The sequence below is a fragment of the Kitasatospora arboriphila genome, assembly GCF_039528095.1.
GTDB lineage: Bacteria > Actinomycetota > Actinomycetes > Streptomycetales > Streptomycetaceae > Kitasatospora > Kitasatospora arboriphila.
Genome location: NZ_BAAALD010000015.1, coordinates 29,650 through 46,825, shown reverse-complemented (window position 1 = coordinate 46,825; position 17,176 = coordinate 29,650). Strand labels below are relative to the sequence as shown.

Genomic DNA, 17,176 nt, shown 5'->3' with positions numbered 1-17,176 from the left:
CGGCCGGGGCCGCCGCACCGAGTCGCAGGCCGACCGCCAACCGCCGTTCATCCGCCGGTCGTGCGCGTTCCCTACGCTCGGGCCGCTACCGGTGGCGACCAGTCACTTGCGGTGATCGGTGGCCGGCGCCCGCCCGGCGCGGCCACCCCTGAGTGAAAGGCCGTTGGATGGCCCCGCGCCTCTCCGTCGTCGTTCCGATCCACAACGTCGAGCGCTACCTCCGGGAGTGCCTCGACTCGATCGCGGCCCAGACCTTCGAGGACTTCGAGTGCGTCATGGTCGACGACGGCTCGACCGACGGCGGGGCCGCCATCGCCGAGGCCCGCGCCGCCGAGGACCCCCGCTTCCGGCTGGTCCGGCAGGAGAACAAGGGCCTCGGCGCCGCCCGCAACACCGGCTGGCGCCACCTCACCCCCGGCACCGAGTACCTGGCCTTCGTGGACAGCGACGACACCCTGCCGCCGCACGCGTACCAGCTGATGATCCGTACGCTGGACGAGACCGGCTCCGACTTCGCCTCCGGCAACGCCATGCGGCTGCGGCGCGACGGCCTCACCCCCTCGCACGCGCACCGCCGCCCGTTCCGCGAGACCCGGCTGCGCACCCACGTCAGCGAACTGCCGGCCCTGGTCACCGACCGCACCGCCTGGAACAAGGTCTACCGGCGCTCGTTCTTCGACGTCGCGGGCATCCTCTACCCCGAGGGCATCCTGTACGAGGACGCGCCGGTCAGCGTGCCGCACCACTTCCTGGCCGAGCGGGTCGACGTGCTCGCCGATCCGGTCTACCACTGGCGGGTCCGCGAGGACGGCGAGCTGTCGATCACCCAGAAGAAGACCGACCCGCGCGGCCTGGCCGACCGGGTCCGCTCGATGGAGCTCGTCCGGGAGTGGCTGCTCGGCCGCCCCGAGCCGGTGTTCGCCGAGCACCTGCGCGCCTACGACCGGAACTGCCTGGTCGAGGAGATCCCGATGTTCTTCTGGTCCGTCCCGGACGGCGACCGCGCCTACCGGGAGGCCTACCAGCGGCACGTCAGCCGGCTGGTCCGGGCGATCGGCCCCGAGCGGCTGGCCGGGCTGAGCACCCAGCTGTGGCTCAAGTACCGTCTGACGCTGGCCGATCGGATGCGCCGCTTCGTCGCCGTGCAGCGTCTGCACCGCCTCGCCCGGCGCACCCGGCAGGCCGTCGCCCGGGGCTGAGCCGGCGAACCGTGCGCGTTACTGCTTGACACCTTGCGTCATACTGTAACGCGCGCGGTCCGGGGCAGCTCGGAGCGGGCAGCAGCACCCGGCCCCGCGTGGGCCCCTCCCGCACCCCGGAGCACGCCATGCACCCCTTCCTCGACCACCCGGGGCCGCTCGCCTTCGCGCACCGGGGCGGCGACCTCGGCCGCCCGGAGAACTCGTTCGCCGCCTTCGAGGCCGCCGTCGCCCTCGGCTACCGCTACCTCGAGACGGACGTGCACGCCACCCGCGACGGCGTCCTGGTGGCCTTCCACGACTCCCGCCTGGACCGGGTCACCGACAGCTCCGGCGCGGTGGCCGAACTGCCCTGGGACACCGTCCGGCAGGCCAGGATCGGCGGCACCGAACCCGTGCCGCTGCTGGAGGACCTGCTCGACGCCTTCCCCGGTGCCCGCTTCAACATCGACGTCAAGGCGGCCCAGGCCGTCGGACCGCTGGTCGAGGCGGTCCGCCGGACCGACGCCTGGGACCGGGTCTGCGTCGGCGGCTTCTCCGACAGCCGCCTCGCCGCCGCCCTCGCCGACGCCGGCCCGCGGCTGGCCACCTCGCTCGGCCCGCGCGAGGTGGCCCGGCTGCGGCTGCGCTCACTGGCCGGCCCGCTGCTGCGGGGCCGCGGGACGCCGTTCGCCGGGATCTGCGCGCAGGTCCCGGAGCGTCACCGGGGCGTGCCGGTCGTCGACCGGGCCTTCGTCCGCGCCGCCCACCGGCTCGGCCTCCAGGTGCACGTCTGGACGGTCGACGATCCGGTACGGATCAGGGCTCTCCTCGACCTGGGCGTGGATGGCATCATGGCCGATCACATCGACGTCCTGCGGGACGTCCTCGGTGAGCGCGGCTGCTGGACCGACGGCAGCACCGGCTCCAGCACGGAGACAGGAGCCCCATGAACACAGCGGCCCGACTGCCGGACCACCTCGACACCTCCACCGACGGCCGCGCCCTGCGCCGGATGCAGTTCGGCTGGTACATCAACGACTGGGCCAACGCCGCGTTCTCGGCCACCGTGCTGACGGTGTTCCTCGGACCGTACCTGACCTCCGTCGCCAAGAACGCCGCCGACGCGGCCGGCGACGTGCACCCGCTCGGACTGACGATCCGCGCGGGCTCGTTCTTCCCGTACACCGTCTCCTTCTCCGTGCTGGTGTCCGTCGCGGTGATGCTGCTGACCGGCACGGTCGCGGACCGCACCGGGCGGCACAAGGAACTGATGTGCGGCTTCGCCTACGTCGGCGCGATCGCGACCATGGCGATGTTCTTCCTCGGCGGCGACCGCTACCTGCTCGGCGGCGGCCTGCTGGTGGTCGCCAACATCGCGTACGCCGTGTCGGTCGCGCTCTCCTACGCCTACCTCCCGCGCCTCGCCACCCCCGACGAGCGCGACGCGGTCTCCTCCAAGGGCTGGGCCTACGGCTACGCGGGCGGCGGACTCCTGCTGATCGCCAACCTGGCGCTGTTCGAGGGCCACGACGCGCTCGGCCTGTCCTCCGGCACCGCCGTGCGGATATGCCTCGCCTCGGCCGGCCTGTGGTGGGCGCTGTTCACGATCGTCCCGATGCTGCGGCTGCCCTCCCGGGCCGGCGCCGCCCCCGACCCCGCCGCGGCCGACCGGCCCGCCGACGGCAGCCTGCGCGAACTCGCCCGCACCCTGCGCGGCATGCGCCAGTACCCGCTCACCCTGCTCTACCTCGCCGCCTTCCTCTGCTACAACGACGGCATCCAGACCGTCGTCTCGCAGGCCTCGCTCTACGGCAGCGAGGAACTCGGCATGGACCAGACCTCGTTGGTCGCCGCCGTGCTGCTGGTCCAGATCGTGGCGATCGGCGGCGCCCTGCTGCTCGGCCGCATCGCGGGCCGGTACGGCGCCAAGCGGACCGTCCTCGGCTCGCTGGTCGCCTGGGTGTTCACCCTCGCCCTCGGCTACGTCATGCCCGCCCACAAGCCGATCTGGTTCTTCGCCCTGGCCTGCATGATCGGCCTCGTCCTCGGCGGCAGCCAGGCGCTCTCCCGCTCGCTCTTCTCCCACCTGATCCCGGCCGGCAAGGAGGCCGAGTACTTCAGCTTCTACAAGATCAGCGACCGCGGCACCAGCTGGATGGGCCCGCTGGTCTTCGGCCTCGCGTACCAGATCACCGGCAGCTACCGCTCGGCGATCATCTCCCTGCTGGTGTTCTTCGTGATCGGCTTCGCCGTGCTGGTGAAGGTCCCGCTCCGGCGCGCCGTCGAGGCCGTCGGCAACCCCGTTCCCGAGCGGCTCTGACCGGCTCCGGGCGAGGAACGGCCCCCGAGCGCCGCCGCAGGTCACCGGACCAGCGGCGGCGCTCTTCCACGAGCCGCCCGGGTCAGCGGCGGGCGGTCACGAGCGCCTCGACGTCGGGGACGAGGGCGGCAGGGGTGGGCAGGGCGTCGTTCTCCGCCCGGAGGCGCACGGCGGCCGTCCGGAGCGCCGGATCGGTGACGAGCCGGTCGAGCAGCCCGGAGTCCACGTCCTCGGAGCCGCTGCGCAGTGCGGCGCCGGTGGCGGTGAGGACGTCGGCGACGGTGAAGTTGTCGGCGCCCTGGGGGAGGAGCAGTTGCGGGACACCGGCCTGCAGCGCGGTCAGCGCGCTGCCGGCACCGCCGTGGTGGACGACCGCGTCGCAGACGCGCAGCAGCTCGGCCAGCGGCACCCACGGCAGCGGCCGGACATTGGCCGGAAGGGTACCGAGCGGGGTGAGATCCGCGTCACCCACGGCGAGCAGGAACTCCGCGTCGACCGCCGCGGCCGCCCCGATCAGCCGGGTGATCGCCTGCAGGCCGTCGATCCGGGTGATCACCGTGCCGAGGGTCACCGCGACCCGCGGCCGGTCGCCCCGGCGCAGCAGCTCCACGGGCACGGCGCCACCGCCGTTGTAGGGCACGTAGCGCATCCGCAGGCCGCCCGGATCGCCGCCCAGCGCCGCCGGGACGATGTTCAGCGGGGTGGACGCGGCCGGGGCGGACACGCCGTACCGCTCGTAGAGGTCGGTGACCCGGCGGGCCAGCCGCGCGGCCATGTCCAGGCCGGAGCTGAAACCGAAGTTCTGCAGCGCCGCCGGGATCTTCAGCCGCGCGGCGACCAACTGCGCGGAGGCCAGGCAGGAGTCGTGGACCAGCAGGTCGGCCCCCCACCCGCGGGCGGTCTCCAGCAGGTCGTCGACGGTGGGACGCGAGGCGTACGCGAACGCGGCCGCGGCCCGTTCGAGGATCTGGTCCTGGGTCAGGTCGGGCTTGGCGTAACTCACCGCCTCCTCGCCGCTGAAGGCCTCGAACGCCTCCTGGAGGGACGTCCCGTCGCCGATCCCGACCATCGGGAAGCCCGCCAGGCCGAGCTGCTCCATCGGCCTCGGGACGGCGAACAGCACGTCGTGTCCCGCGGCCCGCAGGGCCTGCGCGGTGGGCACCATCGGGTACAGGTGGCTCGGCGCTGCCGGGCCGGTGAAGAGGATGCGCACGGTGTGTCTCCCGGGTGTTGCGTCGGTCGGACGATTCCGGGGCCGACCCGCGGGCCGGCCCCGCCCGGACGAACTGATGGACCGTCAGTACGTGTTCCCACCACCGTCGACAATCGGCCGTTCCGCCCGGCCCGCGCCGCCCGCGGGCCGCGCGCCCGGATCCGCGCGCGGCGCGCCGGTGTCAGCCCGTCTTCGGCAGGCCGGGCGGGTTGATCTCGGAGGTCCGCACGGCCTCCTCGTCCAGGCCCCACCGCTTGAGGACCTGTCCGTAGGTGCCGTTCCGGATGATCTCGTTGATGGCCGCGTTCACCGCCTTGACCAGCCCGTTGTCCTTCTTGGTGGTGGCGGCGATCTTGCCGAGGACGTCGGTGCCGCCGCCGGAGTACGTGCCGATGACCTCGGTCTCGCCGGTCTGCGCGGCGTGGAAGGCCTCGGTCGGGTTGGGGCCGAGCCAGGCGTCGATCCGGCCCGAGGAGAGCGCCAGGTAGTAGTCGGAGGAGTTCTGGTAGTACTTGATGTCGACCGGCTTGAGGCCGGCCCGGACGTTCCGGTCGTTCCAGGCGACGAGCAGCTTCTCCTGGTTGGTGCCGGAGGAGGTGCCGATGGTGTGCCCGGCGACGTCCTTCGGCCCGGTGACCCGCCAGCTGCCGCCCTTCCTCGCCTCGAAGCCGAGGACGTCGAGCCGGTAGGTGGCGAAGTCGTACTTCTCCTTGCGGGCCTCGGTGACGGTGATGTTGGTGATGCCGAGGTCGTACTTGCCGCTGTCGAGGCCGACGAAGACGTTCTCCCAGGAGACCGGGTTGAGTTCGACCTTCAGGCCGAGGACGTTGCCGATCAGGTGCGCGAGGTCGGGTTCCGCGCCGATGATCGTCCGGTCGTCGGTGGCGTGGAAGTCGAGCGGCGGGACCGTCCCCAGCGAGTCGACCACCTGGAGGGTCCCTCTTCGGCGGATCTCCTCCGGAACGAGGGCGGCGATCGCGTCCACCTCGGGCGTGGTGACGCGGTGCTGGTCCGGGGTCAGGTTGATCGTGACGCCGTTGGGGGCGGTGCCCGACTTCGCTCCGGCGAGGTCGGCGGAGGCGCCGGTGGAGGCGGAGCCGCAGGCGGTGAGGAGGAGGGCGGCGGCAGCGGCGGCGAGGGTGCGGCGGGGCAGGGACACGGCGGGCTCCTGTGCGGGTGCGCTGGACTGTGCGGGATTCAGAGGACCTTGGAGAGGAAGGCGCGGGTGCGTTCGTGCTGCGGATGGTCGAGGACGGCCTCGGGCGGGCCCTGCTCGACGACCACGCCGCCGTCCATGAAGACGACGGTGTCGGCGACCTCGCGGGCGAAGCCGATCTCGTGGGTGACGACGATCATGGTGGTGCCGGCCGCGGCGAGGTCCCGGATCACGTCCAGCACCTCGCCGACCAGTTCGGGGTCGAGCGCCGAGGTGGGTTCGTCGAAGAGCAGCACCTTGGGTTCCAGGGCGAGTGCCCGGGCGATCGCTACCCGCTGCTGCTGACCGCCGGAGAGCCGGCGCGGGTACTCCCCGGCCTTGTCGGCGAGGCCGACCCGGGCGAGCAGGTCCAGGGCGGTGGCCCGGGCCTCGGCCCTGGACCGGCCGAGGGCGCTCACCGGTGCCTCGGTCAGGTTCTCCAGCACCGTGAGGTGCGGGAAGAGGTTGAAGCCCTGGAAGACGAAGCCGATCCGGGTGCGCTGGCGCAGCACCTCGCGCTCCTTCAGCTCGTACAGCCGGCCGCCGGAGCGGCGGTAGCCGATGAGTTCGCCGTCGACGGAGACGGTCCCGCGGTCCAGCTTCTCCAGGTGGTTGATCGCCCGCAGCAGGGTGGACTTGCCCGACCCGGACGGGCCGAGCACGACGGTGACCGAGCCGGCGGCGGCCTGCAGGTCCACGCCGCGCAGCACCTCCAGTCGGCCGAAGCTCTTGTGGACGCCGCGGACGTCCACCATGGCGGTCGCGGTCATCGCGGGCCTCCCGAGGGGCTGGGCCGGTTCTCGGTGATCCGGCGGACGAGGTCCCGGGCCCGCTGCAGCGGGCCGGGCGGCGGGGTGCGGTCGGCGCCGCGGGCGAAGTGCCGCTCGATCCAGTACTGGCCGATCGACAGCAGGGTGGTGAGCAGCACGTACCAGGCGGTGGCGACCATGAGCAGCGGGACGACCCGGCCGGTGCGGCCGTAGACGACCTGGACCTGGTAGAAGAGTTCGCCGATCGCCATCACGTAGACCACCGAGGTGGCCTTGAACAGCGAGACGATCTCGTTGGCGGCGTTGGGCAGGATGCCGCGCATGGCCTGCGGCAGGACGATCCGCCGGGCCTGCCGCAGCCGGGGGATGCCGAGCGCCGCGGCGGCCTCCGCCTGGCCGGTGTCGACGGCGAGGACCCCGGCGCGGACGATCTCCGCGGCGAAGGCGGCCTGGTGCAGGGCGAGGCCGAGGACGGCCGCGCCGAAGGCGCCGAGCGCGTGCACGGTGTCGAACTCCCACAGCACCGGCCCGAACGGGATGCCGAGGCCGAACCGCCGGTACAGGTAGGAGAGGTTGAACCAGAAGACCAACTGGACGATGAGCGGGATCGAACGGAACGCCCAGACGTACGTCCAGCCGATGGCCCGCAGGATCGCGCTGCGGGAGAGCCGCAGTGCGGCGACCGCGGCGCCGAGCGCGAAGCCCAGCAGGGTGGCCCAGAAGGTGAGTCGGAGCGTGATGCCGACGGCCCGGAGGATGGTGTCGGTGGCGAAGTGGGCCCGGAACGTGGGCCAGTCCCAGCCGGGGTTGGTGGCGAGGCCGTGCAGGAACTGCGCGACCAGGACGAGCGCGGCGGCGCCGGCCGCCCAGCGCCACGGATGGCGCGCGGGGACGACCGGGAGGCCGGCGTCGCCGGGCGGCCCGGTTCCGGGCCCGGCGGTCCGCTCGGGTGCGGCGGTGGTCATGGCGGGACTCCTCTGCGGGGCGGACACGGGATCACGGGTGCTCGGGCGGGCTGATCCGCGAAGTGGTGACGGCGGAGTCCTGGGTGCCCCACTTCTGCAGGATGCGCGCGTACGTGCCGTCCTCGATCAACCGGTTGACGGCGGCCTGGAAGGCCGGGGTGAGCGGCGAGCCCTTCTTGAAGGCGAAGCCGACGTCGAGGCGGTGGAACTCGCCGAGGAAGCGGGTGCCGGCGGCGGGCTGCGCGGCCTGGTGGCGCAGCCCGTTGATGGTGGACATCACCACGTCGATCCGGCCCTGCTGCAGCCCGGTGAGGACGGCGCCGCTGTCGGAGAACGCCCTGACCTCGTAGGGCTTGCGGCCGGCCGCGGCGCAGACGTCCTTCTTCGCGTTCAGCGTGGTCTCGAAGGTGGTGCCGGCGCCGGTGCCGATGACCAGGCCGCAGAGCTGGACGAGGTCGGTCACCTGCTGCAGCCGGGTGTCGTCCTTGCGGACGGCGAAGCCCTGGCCGTCGTCGACGTAGGTGACGAAGTCGATCGTCCTCAGCCGGGCGGTGGTGACGCCGAAGTTGCCGGTGCCGACGTCGTACTTGCCGCTGCCGAGGGCGGGCAGGATGGTCTCGAAGGCGGCGTCCTCGCGCTGCACGGTGAGGCCGAGGACCTTGGCGACGGCGTCGGCGACGTCGACGTCCAGCCCGGCCGGGGTCTTCTTCGCCGGGTCGGGGTAGAAGGCGCTCGGCGGGGTGCCGACGGCGCCGCCGAGCCGGATCGTGCCGGCCCTCCTGACCTCCTCGGGCAGCAGCGCGGCCACCGCGTCGACCTTCCGCACGCCGGAGACCACGTCGTGCGAGGCGGCCTCGACCGCGGAGGCTCCGACGGCGGGCCGGGCCGGTGCCGGGTCCGCGCCGCAGCCGGCCAGCAGGAACACTGCGGCGGCTGCGGCAACGGCGGGTGTGCGTCTCACGGTTCGGGGGCCTCTCTCGGTTCGGCGGCCGCCGGGCGGCGGTCCGTCAGGTGCTGGACGAAGGGCAGCGGGTGCAGCGCGCCCGGGGGTGCGTCCAGGTCGAACAGCGGGGTGTAGCCGGCCGCCAGGTAGAGCTGCCTGGCCTCCGGCTGCCGGGAGCCCGTGGTGAGGAGGATCCGCCGGTAGCCCTCGGCGGTCGCGGCCCGCTCCAGTTCGGCGAGGACCCGCCGGGCGAGGCCGCGGCGCCGGTGCGCCGAGTGCGTCCACATCCGCTTCACCTCGGCGGTGCCGGGATCGCCGTGGCGCCGGTACGCACCGCCGGCGACCGGCTCGCCCCGCTCCAGCAGGAGCAGCAGCAGACCGCCCGGCGGGGCGAACTCCTCGGGCGGGTGGCGGGCCATCTCCTCGTGCCCGCCGGGTCCGTAGCGGCTGACGTACTCGTGGGTGAGCTCGTGCACCAGCGGCTCGGCGACCGGGCCGTCCAGCCGGTCGGCCCCGACCTCGACGGTGGTGCTCACGCCCGGGCCGCGACCGGCTGCTGCCGGTCGCGCTCCTCCGCCGCGGCCAGGGCGACCGCCTTCGCGGCGTCCCGCTTGGCGACCTCCTCCCGGACGATCGGGATGACGTACCGGCCGAAGTCGACGGCGTCGTCGACGTGGTCGTAGCCGCGGGCGGAGACGATGTCCACGCCCAGGTCGTAGTAGTCGAGCAGCGCCTCGGCCACCGTCTCGGGAGTGCCCACCAGGGCGTTGGAGTTGCCGGCGCCGCCGGTGGCGGCGGCGGTCGGGGTCCACAGCGCACGGTCGTAGCGCTCGCCGGCCTCGGCGATGGCGATCAGCCGCTGCGAGCCGGTGTTCTCCGGCGCGTCCGCGGACCTCCGCCGCACCAGGTCGCCGCCGGCCCGCCGGGCCCGGATCGCGCCGACCGTCCGGTGCGCCTTCTCCCAGGCGAGTTCCTCGGTGGCGGCGATGATCGGCCGGAACGCGACCTGGATCCGCGGGGTGTCGGTGCGGCCCGCGGCGCGGGCGGCCCGCTCGACCTTCTCGATCTGCTCGGCGGTGCGGGCCAGCGGCTCGCCCCACAGGCAGTAGACGTCCGCCTCGGCCCCGCCGGCCGCGTACGCCGCCTCCGAGGAGCCGCCGAACGACACGCCCGGCCGGGGCTGCTGCACGGGGAAGACGTCGGAGACGAAGTCCTCGAACCGGTAGTGGGTGCCGTGATGGTCGAACGGCTCGTGCGAGGTCCAGGCCCTCTTGACGATGCCGATGTACTCGCGGGTGCGCTCGTAGCGTTCGTCCTTGGTGAGGTAGTCGCCCTCGCGGCGCTGCTCGTGGTCGTTGCCGCCGGTGATGAAGTGGACGGTCAGCCGGCCGTCGCTGATCCGGTCCAGGGTGGCGAAGGTCTTCGCCGCGAACGTCGGGTACGAGACGTTCGGGCGGTGCGCCAGCAGGATCTGCAGCCGGTCCAGCTTCGAGGCGAGGAAGGCGGCGGCCGCGGCGGGCTCCGGCGAGCCGGCGCCGTAGGCGAACAGCACGCGGTCCCAGCCGTTGTCCTCGTGGGCGCGGGCGAGCCGCAGGGTGTACTCGCGGTCGAACGCGGCGGTGGTGCGCGGCGTGGTCTCCGAGCCGTCGCCGGTGGCGGCGATGCCGAGGAACTCGACGGGCATGGGGCGGGCCTCTCTACGGTGGGCGGGCACGGCGGAGCACGCGCGCGGCGGGGCGCGCGGCAGGGCCGCCCGGACGTACGGGTGGGTGGACGGACGGGTGCGCGACGGACGCCGACGGTGCATCGGCGGGAGCGGGTGCGCGGAAGGGCAACGGCAGCGTGCCGGGAGTCCGCAGCGGCGGACGGGGAGGCCGGCCCCGCACGGCGGGGCGGACGAGGGAGTGCCGCCCGCAGGGACGGCGGGCCGGTCAGCCGGCCTGCTGCCGGGTCAGCCGCAACACGCCGCGGACCACACCCGACCGAAGTCGATGTGGCCGCGCGTGACCAGGGGCTGCTCGGCGTACATGCGGCAAGTTGAGCAGTGAACCGTGGAGTTCGTCAACCTCCGTCCGGATCCGGGACGACCGGAACGCCCTTGACACCCGCCGTTCGGGCACGCGTACGATCGACCCGAGCGAGGTGCCCAGGAGCCGGCCGAAGTCCCGTCGGCTCCCGCCGTGTTGAGGGACGCGGCGCGCGTGACGGACCAGCAGACCCCTGCCCGCGTCCGCCCCTGGAGCCCCCATGGCCACGTCGCACGACGTCCTGCCCGCCGCCCTCGCCCCACCACCCGCCGACACCGACCTGCCGGTCGTCGCCCGCCGCCGCCCCGGCCGGACGGCCGCCGCCGTGCTCGCCCTGCTCGCCGCCGGACTGCTGCTGAACTCGGCCGCGCACAATCGCGCCTTCCAGTGGGACGTGGTCGGCCAGTACCTCACCTCGACCGCGATCCTGCACGGACTGGTGCTCACCCTCTGGCTGACGGCTGCCGTCACGGCGCTCGGCTTCGCCCTCGGCACCCTGCTCGCGGCCGCCCGGCTGTCCGGCAACCCGGTGCTCGCCGCACTGAGCCGCGGCTACGTCTGGGTCTTCCGTGCCACGCCCGTCCTCGTCCAACTGCTCTTCTGGTTCAACATCGGCGCGCTCTACCCGACGCTCTCGCTCGGCGTCCCGTACGGGCCGGAGCTGCTCAGCGTGAAGACGGTGAACCTGCTCGGCCCGACCGCCACCGCGGTCGTCGGACTCACCCTGCACGAGGCCGCGTTCGCCGCCGAGGTCGTCCGGGCCGGCATCCTCTCCGTCGACCAGGGCCAGCTGGAGGCCGCCCAGTCGCTCGGACTGCGCCCCGCCCGCGTCCTGCGCCGGATCGTCCTGCCGCAGGCGATGCGCTCGATCGTGCCGACCGCCGGCAACATGCTGATCGGCACCCTCAAGGGCACCAGCATCGTCAGCGTGCTCGCCGTGCACGACCTGCTGTTCTCCGCGCAGCTCATCTACAACCAGACCTACCAGGTGATCCCGCTGCTGGTGGTGGCCACCCTCTGGTACATCGCGGTGACCAGCGTGCTCTCCGCCGGCCAGTACTACGTCGAGCGGTACTACGCCCGCGGCGCCGGCCGCGCCGCGCCCCCGCCGACCCCGCTCGCCCGGCTGCGGACGGCACTCGGCACCGTACGGCGGGAGCCGGCCCGGTGAGCGCGCTGGTGATCGTCGGCGCCGGACCCCGCGGCACCGGACTGCTGGAGCGGATCGCCGCCAATGCACCCGAACTCCTGTCCGCGGAACGGCCGTTGCACATCCACCTGGTGGACCCGCACCCGCCCGGCGGCGGCCGGATCTGGCGGCACGAGCAGTCCCCGTTGCTGCGGATGAACTCGATGGCCGAGGACGTCACCATGTTCACCGACGAACGGTCCACCGTCACCGGACCCGTTCGGCCCGGACCGTCCCTCGCCGAGTGGGCCGCCCGCCCCGAGGCCCACCCGCCGTACCGGCCGCCGGCCGACCCGGCCCTCGCCGAGGAACTGCGCACCCTCGCCCCGGCCGACTTCCCGACCCGCCGCGCCCAGAGCGCCTACCTGGACTGGGTGTTCCGGCGCGCCGTGGCCGAGCTGCCCCCGCACGTCACCGTCACCGTGCACCGGGACACCGCGCACGCCGTCACCGGCCCCGCCGACGGCCCGCAGTCCGTCCGGCTCACCGACCGGGTGCTCACCGCCGACCGGGTCGTCCTCGCCCTCGGCCACCTGGACTCGGCACCCGAGCCGCAGCACCGCGCGAACGCCGCCTTCGCCGCCCGGCACGGCCGCTTCCACCTGCCGCCCGCCTACTCCGCCGACGCGGACCTCTCCGCGCTGCGGCCCGGCGAGCACGTCCTGCTGCGCGGCATGGGCCTGGCCGCCGTCGACCTGGTCTCGCTGCTCACCGAGGGGCGCGGCGGCCGCTTCGAGGACGCCGCCGGCGGGCTGCGCTACCTGCCCTCGGGCCGCGAACCGGTGATCCACCTCGGCTCCCGCCGCGGTGTGCCGTACCACTCCAAGACCCACTACCGGCTGCAGGGACCACCCGCCCCGCTGCCGCGCCACTTCGGTGCGGTCGCCGTCGACGCCCTCGCCGCCCGGCCCGGCCCGCTCGAACTGCGCCGCGACGTCTGGCCGCTGATGGCCAAGGAGATCGGCTTCGGCCACTACCACGAGCTGTTCCACGCCCACCCGGAACGCACCGCGCTGCCCTGGCCGGAGTTCCTCGCCGCCTACGACCGGCTCGACTGGTACGGCCCGGAGCGGGAGGCGCTCGTCGCCGCGGCCGTGCCCGACCCGGCCGACCGGCTGGACTTCGAGCACCTGGACCGGCCGCTCACCGGCGTGCGCCTGCCCGACGGCGAATCCCTGCAGCGGCACCTGCGGGCCCACGTCCGCGCCGACGCCGACCGCCGGGCCGACCCCGCGCACAGCGCCGACCTCGGCGCCTTCCTCGCCCTGCTGTCGCTCTACGGACAGCTGCCGAGGCTGCTGGCCTCCGGCCGGCTCTCCGCCCGCTCGGTCGCCGAGGACCTCGACGGCTGGTGGACGGGGTTCTTCAGCCACCTCGCCTCCGGGCCGCCCGGCTTCCGACTGCGGCAACTGCTCGCCCTCTCCGAGGCCGGCGTCGTGCGCTTCCTCGGCGCCGACACCGCGGTCGACCGGGACGAGAGCGACGGCACCTTCGTCGCCCACAGCCCCACCGTGCCCGGGCGCCGGGTCCGGGCCACCGCCCTGATCGAGGCCCGCCTGCCGAGGCACTCCGCCGACCGCACCGCCGACCCGGTGCTGCGGGAACTGCTGCGCGCCGGCCGGATCCGCGAGGAGGTGCTCGCCGACGCCGGGCACACCCACCGCTCCGGCCTGATCGAGGTCGCCGCCGACGGCGGCCTGCTGGACCCGGCCCTCGGCGGCGCCCCGCACCCCCGGCGGCTCGCCCTCGGCCCGCACACCAACGCCCGCAGCTACGCGGCCTTCGCGCGGCCGCGGACCGACGCCCCCGCCTTCCGCCAGAACGACACCGCGGCCCGGGCCCTGCTGCGGGCCTTCGCCGTGGACACCGCACCGGACGTGCCGTCGCGGAAATCCCCGAGCGCGCTCCCGTCCGCCCGGTCGGACGACGGGAATGCGTTCGCACACGTTTCGTCGGGGAGTGGGCGGGCCGATCCCACATGACCGCAGGTCAGGAGGGAATGTCAGTGCTCCGCCGTACTGTGGAACCAACGTCGGAGGGGGCGCCGGAAACGGCGCCGGAAGAGCGTTGGAAAAGGGGCGGAACCATGTCTGCGAACAAGATCAAGCACAAGGTCAACCACGTTTCGCTGGTGGTCGACAAGTCCGGCTCGATGCGTCAGCACGAGGCGCAGCTCGTCCGCGTCGTCGACGAGTTCGTGAAGGGCCTCCAGGAGGAGTCCGACCGGCTCGGCCACGAGACCCGGATCAGCCTCTACGCCTTCGACCACGAGGTCGAGAACCTGGTCTGGGACATGGACGTGAAGCACCTGCCGTCCCTGCGGGGCCTCTACGCGGTCGACGGCGGAGCGACGGCGCTGATCGAGGCGGCCGTGAAGTCGGTCGACGACCTGAAGAACATCTGGGAGGGGTACGGCGAGCACTCCTTCCTCCAGGTCGTCGTCACCGACGGCGAGGAGAACGCCTCCGGCTGGTCGGAGACCGGCCGGATGCACACCCGCGTCGGCGGCGACCGCGGCGCCGCCACCCTGCGCACCTGGATGAACCGGATCAAGGGCGCCATGGACGACCTCCCCGACCACTGGACGTCGGCGATCCTCGTCCCCAACTCCCTGGCCAAGCGCACCGCCCAGGAGTACGGCTTCCCGGCGGGCAACATCGCGATCTGGGACGCCGACTCCAGCAAGGGCGTCGAGGAGGCCATCGGCACCGTCAAGTCCGCCGCCACCAGCTTCCTCCGCGGCCGCGAGCAGGGCGTCCGCGGCACCAGGAACCTCTTCGCCATGGGCCAGGACCTGAGCACCGACGAGGTGAAGGCCAACCTCGACGCGCTGGACACCGGCAAGTACATCCTCGTCCCGGTCGACCAGCAGCTGCCGATCCGCGAGTTCGTCACCAGCGCCGGCCACGCCTACACGACCGGCTGCGCCTTCTACGAGCTCTCCAAGCGGGAGAAGATCCAGGGCACCAAGCAGCTCGCCGTGGCGGAGAAGGACCCGGCGACCGGCCGGATGACGGGCAGGGTGTTCTCCGGCCCGGCGGCCCGTCAACTCCTCGGCCTGCCCGCCTCGGAGGCCACCGTCAAGCCGGGCGAGAACCCCTCGTACACCGTCTTCGTCCAGTCGACCTCCGTGAACCGGAAGCTGGTGCCGGGCACCAAGCTGCTCGTCCTCCTCTGACGGGGCGACGGCCACCGCACCGACCCCCACCACGACGACCGCACCCGAGCCCGCACCGGGGCCGGGCGCCCTGCCGCCAGGACGGACCGACCGACCGTGAGCCCCCAGCTGCGCACCGAGAACCCGAGCGCCCTCGCCCTGTCCACCACCGACCGCGGCCGCACCGCCCCCTGCCGCCTGGCCTGCTGGTTCGACGAGGACGCCCCGCGGCGGCAGACCTACACGATCCGGGCCGACGGCCCCTGGGGGCACGTCGAGGGCGCCGGGTGGGACGGCTTCGGCGCCCTCCTCGACGCCCGCCGCCGACTGGAGCCGCTCGGCTGGCTGCTCGCCGTCGCCGGCGCCCGCCGCGACGCGTGGCCCAGCGGGTTCCTGCGCGAGAGCGGCGGCGAGGAGGCTGTCCTGCTGCTGCCGCCCGCCGCCGGCACCGAGCTTCCCGCCCTGCCGATCCTCGCCCCCGCCCCCGCGCACCTGGCGGCCACCGCCGCCGACCTGGAGGCCGCCCACCGCCGCTGGCTGGAGACTCCGCAGGCGGGGATCGCGGCCCCGGCGCGGGCCGACGCGCCGACCCGGCGGAAGTGGTTCGCGTTCCGCGGCCCCCGTGCCGTAGTGTCTGGGACACCGACGCGGGGTGGAGCAGCTCGGTAGCTCGCTGGGCTCATAACCCAGAGGTCGCAGGTTCAAATCCTGTCCCCGCTACCAACCGGCCGGGCCCGGTGCGCATCAGCGCACCGGGCCCGGTCGCTTGCCGTGCACCGCGGGCCCCGACCGCCCCCCCGTCCGGCGCGGCCGCCCGTACGGCAGTGGGCGGGAGTGACGCATCGAAGGTGTCCATCGCGCGGTCCGGTGACAGCGGCGCCGACCGGCCCTAGCATCGGCGCACAGCCGCGGTCGTCGCGACGAACGGGCGGCCGGCCGAGCAGTGGCCGGCCGCCTCGCGGGTCCCGGGGCGCGCCCCACCGCTGCCCCGGGACCGTCCGCGCGGATCGTCCCCGGCGTGCCGTCGGCCCGGGCGGCGCGGTGCTGCCCGCCGGACCGTCAGCGGCGTGCCCCGGCGGCGGGGACGGCGGTGACGGTGTCGTGGGGGCTGAAGGTGCGGCGGTAGGCGGCGGGTGAGACCCCGAAGGCCGTCCGCATGTGGGTGCGCAGCGAGTTGCCCGAGCCGAGGCCGGCCCGGTGCGCGACCAGGTCGATCGGCAGGTCGGTGGTCTCCAGCAGGTGCTTGGCGAGTTCCAGGCGCTGGGCGGTGAGCCACTGCACCGGGGTCATGCCGACCTCGTCGCGGAACCGCCGGGTGAAGGAGCGCAGGCTCATCCGTGCGTGCTCGGCGAGCCGGTCGAGGGGCAGCGGCTCGCCGAGGTGCTCCAGGGCCCAGGCGCGGGTGGCGGTGGTGCTGGCGACGGTGGGCTCGGGGACGGGCCGGTCGATGTACTGCGCCTGCCCGCCGTCCCGCCACGGCGGCACGACGCACATGCGGGCGGCCCGGTTGGCGACGGCCGCGCCGTGGTCGCGGCGGATCATGTGCAGGCACAGGTCGACGCCGGCGGCGACACCGGCGGAGGTCAGCACGTCGCCGTCGTCGACGAACAGGACCTCCTCGTCGACCTTGACGTCCGGGTAGGCCCGGCGGAACTCCGGGGCGAGGTTCCAGTGCGTGGTGGCCGGCCGGCCGTCGAGCAGGCCGGCCGCGGCGAGCACGTACGAGCCGGTGCAGATCGACACCAGCCGGGTGCCGGGCCGGATCCCGGCGATGGCCGCCGAGACCTCGGGGGGCAGGGGGCCGCCGTGGCTCAGCTCGGGCATGGCGTGCGTCGGCGGGACGATCACGGTGTCCGCGGCGGCCAGCGCCTCGGGGCCGGCGGCCGGCTGCACGGTGAAGCCGGCGTCGCTGAGGACGGGGGCGCCGTCGGCCGTGCAGACGGTGACCTCGTAGAGCGGGCGCCGCTCGGCGTCCTCGGCGCTGCCGAAGACGCGGGACGGGATGCCGAGCTCGAAGGGCGGGACCCCGGGCAGGGCGAGCACGGCGATCCGGTGCGGCCGGCCCGGTGCACCCGGCGTCCGCTTCCGCTCGCTCTCCGTCATGTCCATCCGCGATCCGGCCATGGCCAGATCCTGTCACATGGTGACCGAACGGCCAACACCGTGCCGGGCCCGGGTGCCGGATCGTTGACTGCGTCGCCGGGGGAGCCCGGCGC

General features: G+C 74.1%; 15 protein-coding genes and 1 tRNA gene. 8 read left to right on the top strand and 8 right to left on the bottom strand.

All coding sequences use genetic code 11. The features are described from left to right. Positions 1–167 precede the first annotated feature (167 nt). The 3 genes from ABD353_RS11005 (at position 168) to ABD353_RS10995 (ending at position 3,501) form a co-directional block, all read left to right on the top strand. Positions 168–1,199, top strand: a complete 1,032-nt coding sequence (locus ABD353_RS11005; RefSeq protein WP_344623330.1) for a glycosyltransferase family 2 protein — start codon at positions 168–170, stop codon at positions 1,197–1,199. A gap of 128 nt (positions 1,200–1,327) precedes the next feature. After that, positions 1,328–2,131 (top strand): glycerophosphodiester phosphodiesterase family protein, encoded by an 804-nt coding sequence (locus ABD353_RS11000; RefSeq protein WP_344623385.1) that lies wholly within the window; start codon positions 1,328–1,330, stop codon positions 2,129–2,131. After that, positions 2,128–3,501: an MFS transporter gene (locus tag ABD353_RS10995; RefSeq protein WP_344623329.1), complete on the top strand. Its 1,374-nt coding sequence runs from the start codon at positions 2,128–2,130 to the stop codon at positions 3,499–3,501. Before ABD353_RS11000 ends, ABD353_RS10995 begins: the two co-directional genes overlap by 4 nt. An 82-nt stretch (positions 3,502–3,583) precedes the next feature. On the opposite strand, the gene ABD353_RS10990 is transcribed toward ABD353_RS10995, so the two are convergent. The 7 genes from ABD353_RS10990 to ABD353_RS10960 all read right to left on the bottom strand — a co-directional run bounded on the left by ABD353_RS10990 (position 3,584) and on the right by ABD353_RS10960 (position 10,271). Continuing rightward, complete coding sequence (locus tag ABD353_RS10990) at positions 3,584–4,714, bottom strand: nucleotide disphospho-sugar-binding domain-containing protein (RefSeq protein WP_344623328.1); 1,131 nt, start codon at positions 4,712–4,714, stop codon at positions 3,584–3,586. A 181-nt stretch (positions 4,715–4,895) separates the two neighbouring features. Then, entirely contained in the window at positions 4,896–5,873 is a 978-nt protein-coding gene (locus ABD353_RS10985; RefSeq protein WP_344623327.1) for an ABC transporter substrate-binding protein, read from the bottom strand. A gap of 38 nt (positions 5,874–5,911) precedes the next feature. Next, a complete protein-coding gene (locus tag ABD353_RS10980; RefSeq protein ID WP_344623326.1) occupies positions 5,912–6,679 on the bottom strand; it encodes an amino acid ABC transporter ATP-binding protein in 768 nt (255 codons plus the stop codon). Next, complete coding sequence (locus tag ABD353_RS10975) at positions 6,676–7,644, bottom strand: amino acid ABC transporter permease (protein WP_344623325.1); 969 nt, start codon at positions 7,642–7,644, stop codon at positions 6,676–6,678. The genes ABD353_RS10980 and ABD353_RS10975 overlap by 4 nt, the downstream gene beginning before the upstream one ends. A 31-nt stretch (positions 7,645–7,675) precedes the next feature. Then, complete coding sequence (locus ABD353_RS10970; RefSeq protein WP_344623324.1) at positions 7,676–8,605, bottom strand: ABC transporter substrate-binding protein; 930 nt, start codon at positions 8,603–8,605, stop codon at positions 7,676–7,678. Beyond that, on the bottom strand, positions 8,602–9,123 hold the full coding sequence (locus ABD353_RS10965) for a GNAT family N-acetyltransferase (RefSeq protein ID WP_344623323.1): 522 nt from the start codon (positions 9,121–9,123) through the stop codon (positions 8,602–8,604). The genes ABD353_RS10970 and ABD353_RS10965 overlap by 4 nt, the downstream gene beginning before the upstream one ends. Continuing rightward, the gene (locus tag ABD353_RS10960; RefSeq protein ID WP_344623322.1) at positions 9,120–10,271 is read right to left on the bottom strand and encodes an LLM class flavin-dependent oxidoreductase; all 1,152 of its coding nucleotides are present in this window, start codon (positions 10,269–10,271) and stop codon (positions 9,120–9,122) included. The genes ABD353_RS10965 and ABD353_RS10960 overlap by 4 nt, the downstream gene beginning before the upstream one ends. Positions 10,272–10,834: 563 nt before the next feature. Between ABD353_RS10960 and ABD353_RS10955 the strand changes: the two genes are divergently transcribed. From ABD353_RS10955 to ABD353_RS10935, 5 genes are all read left to right on the top strand, one after another. Then, on the top strand, positions 10,835–11,785 hold the full coding sequence (locus tag ABD353_RS10955) for an amino acid ABC transporter permease (protein ID WP_344623321.1): 951 nt from the start codon (positions 10,835–10,837) through the stop codon (positions 11,783–11,785). Beyond that, on the top strand, positions 11,782–13,785 hold the full coding sequence (locus ABD353_RS10950) for an FAD/NAD(P)-binding protein (protein WP_344623320.1): 2,004 nt from the start codon (positions 11,782–11,784) through the stop codon (positions 13,783–13,785). The genes ABD353_RS10955 and ABD353_RS10950 overlap by 4 nt, the downstream gene beginning before the upstream one ends. A 104-nt stretch (positions 13,786–13,889) precedes the next feature. Then, positions 13,890–14,981 (top strand): vWA domain-containing protein, encoded by a 1,092-nt coding sequence (locus ABD353_RS10945; RefSeq protein ID WP_344623319.1) that lies wholly within the window; start codon positions 13,890–13,892, stop codon positions 14,979–14,981. Positions 14,982–15,077: 96 nt separating this feature from the next. Beyond that, positions 15,078–15,629 carry a hypothetical protein gene (locus ABD353_RS10940; protein WP_344623318.1) on the top strand — a complete coding sequence of 184 codons (552 nt, stop codon included), beginning with the start codon at positions 15,078–15,080 and terminating at the stop codon, positions 15,627–15,629. Then, positions 15,607–15,683, top strand: a tRNA-Met gene (locus tag ABD353_RS10935). The genes ABD353_RS10940 and ABD353_RS10935 overlap by 23 nt, the downstream gene beginning before the upstream one ends. A gap of 336 nt (positions 15,684–16,019) precedes the next feature. Here the strand turns inward: ABD353_RS10935 and ABD353_RS10930 are convergent. Next, entirely contained in the window at positions 16,020–17,084 is a 1,065-nt protein-coding gene (locus ABD353_RS10930) for a GlxA family transcriptional regulator (protein ID WP_425555123.1), read from the bottom strand. Between the last annotated feature and the right edge of the window lie 92 nt (positions 17,085–17,176).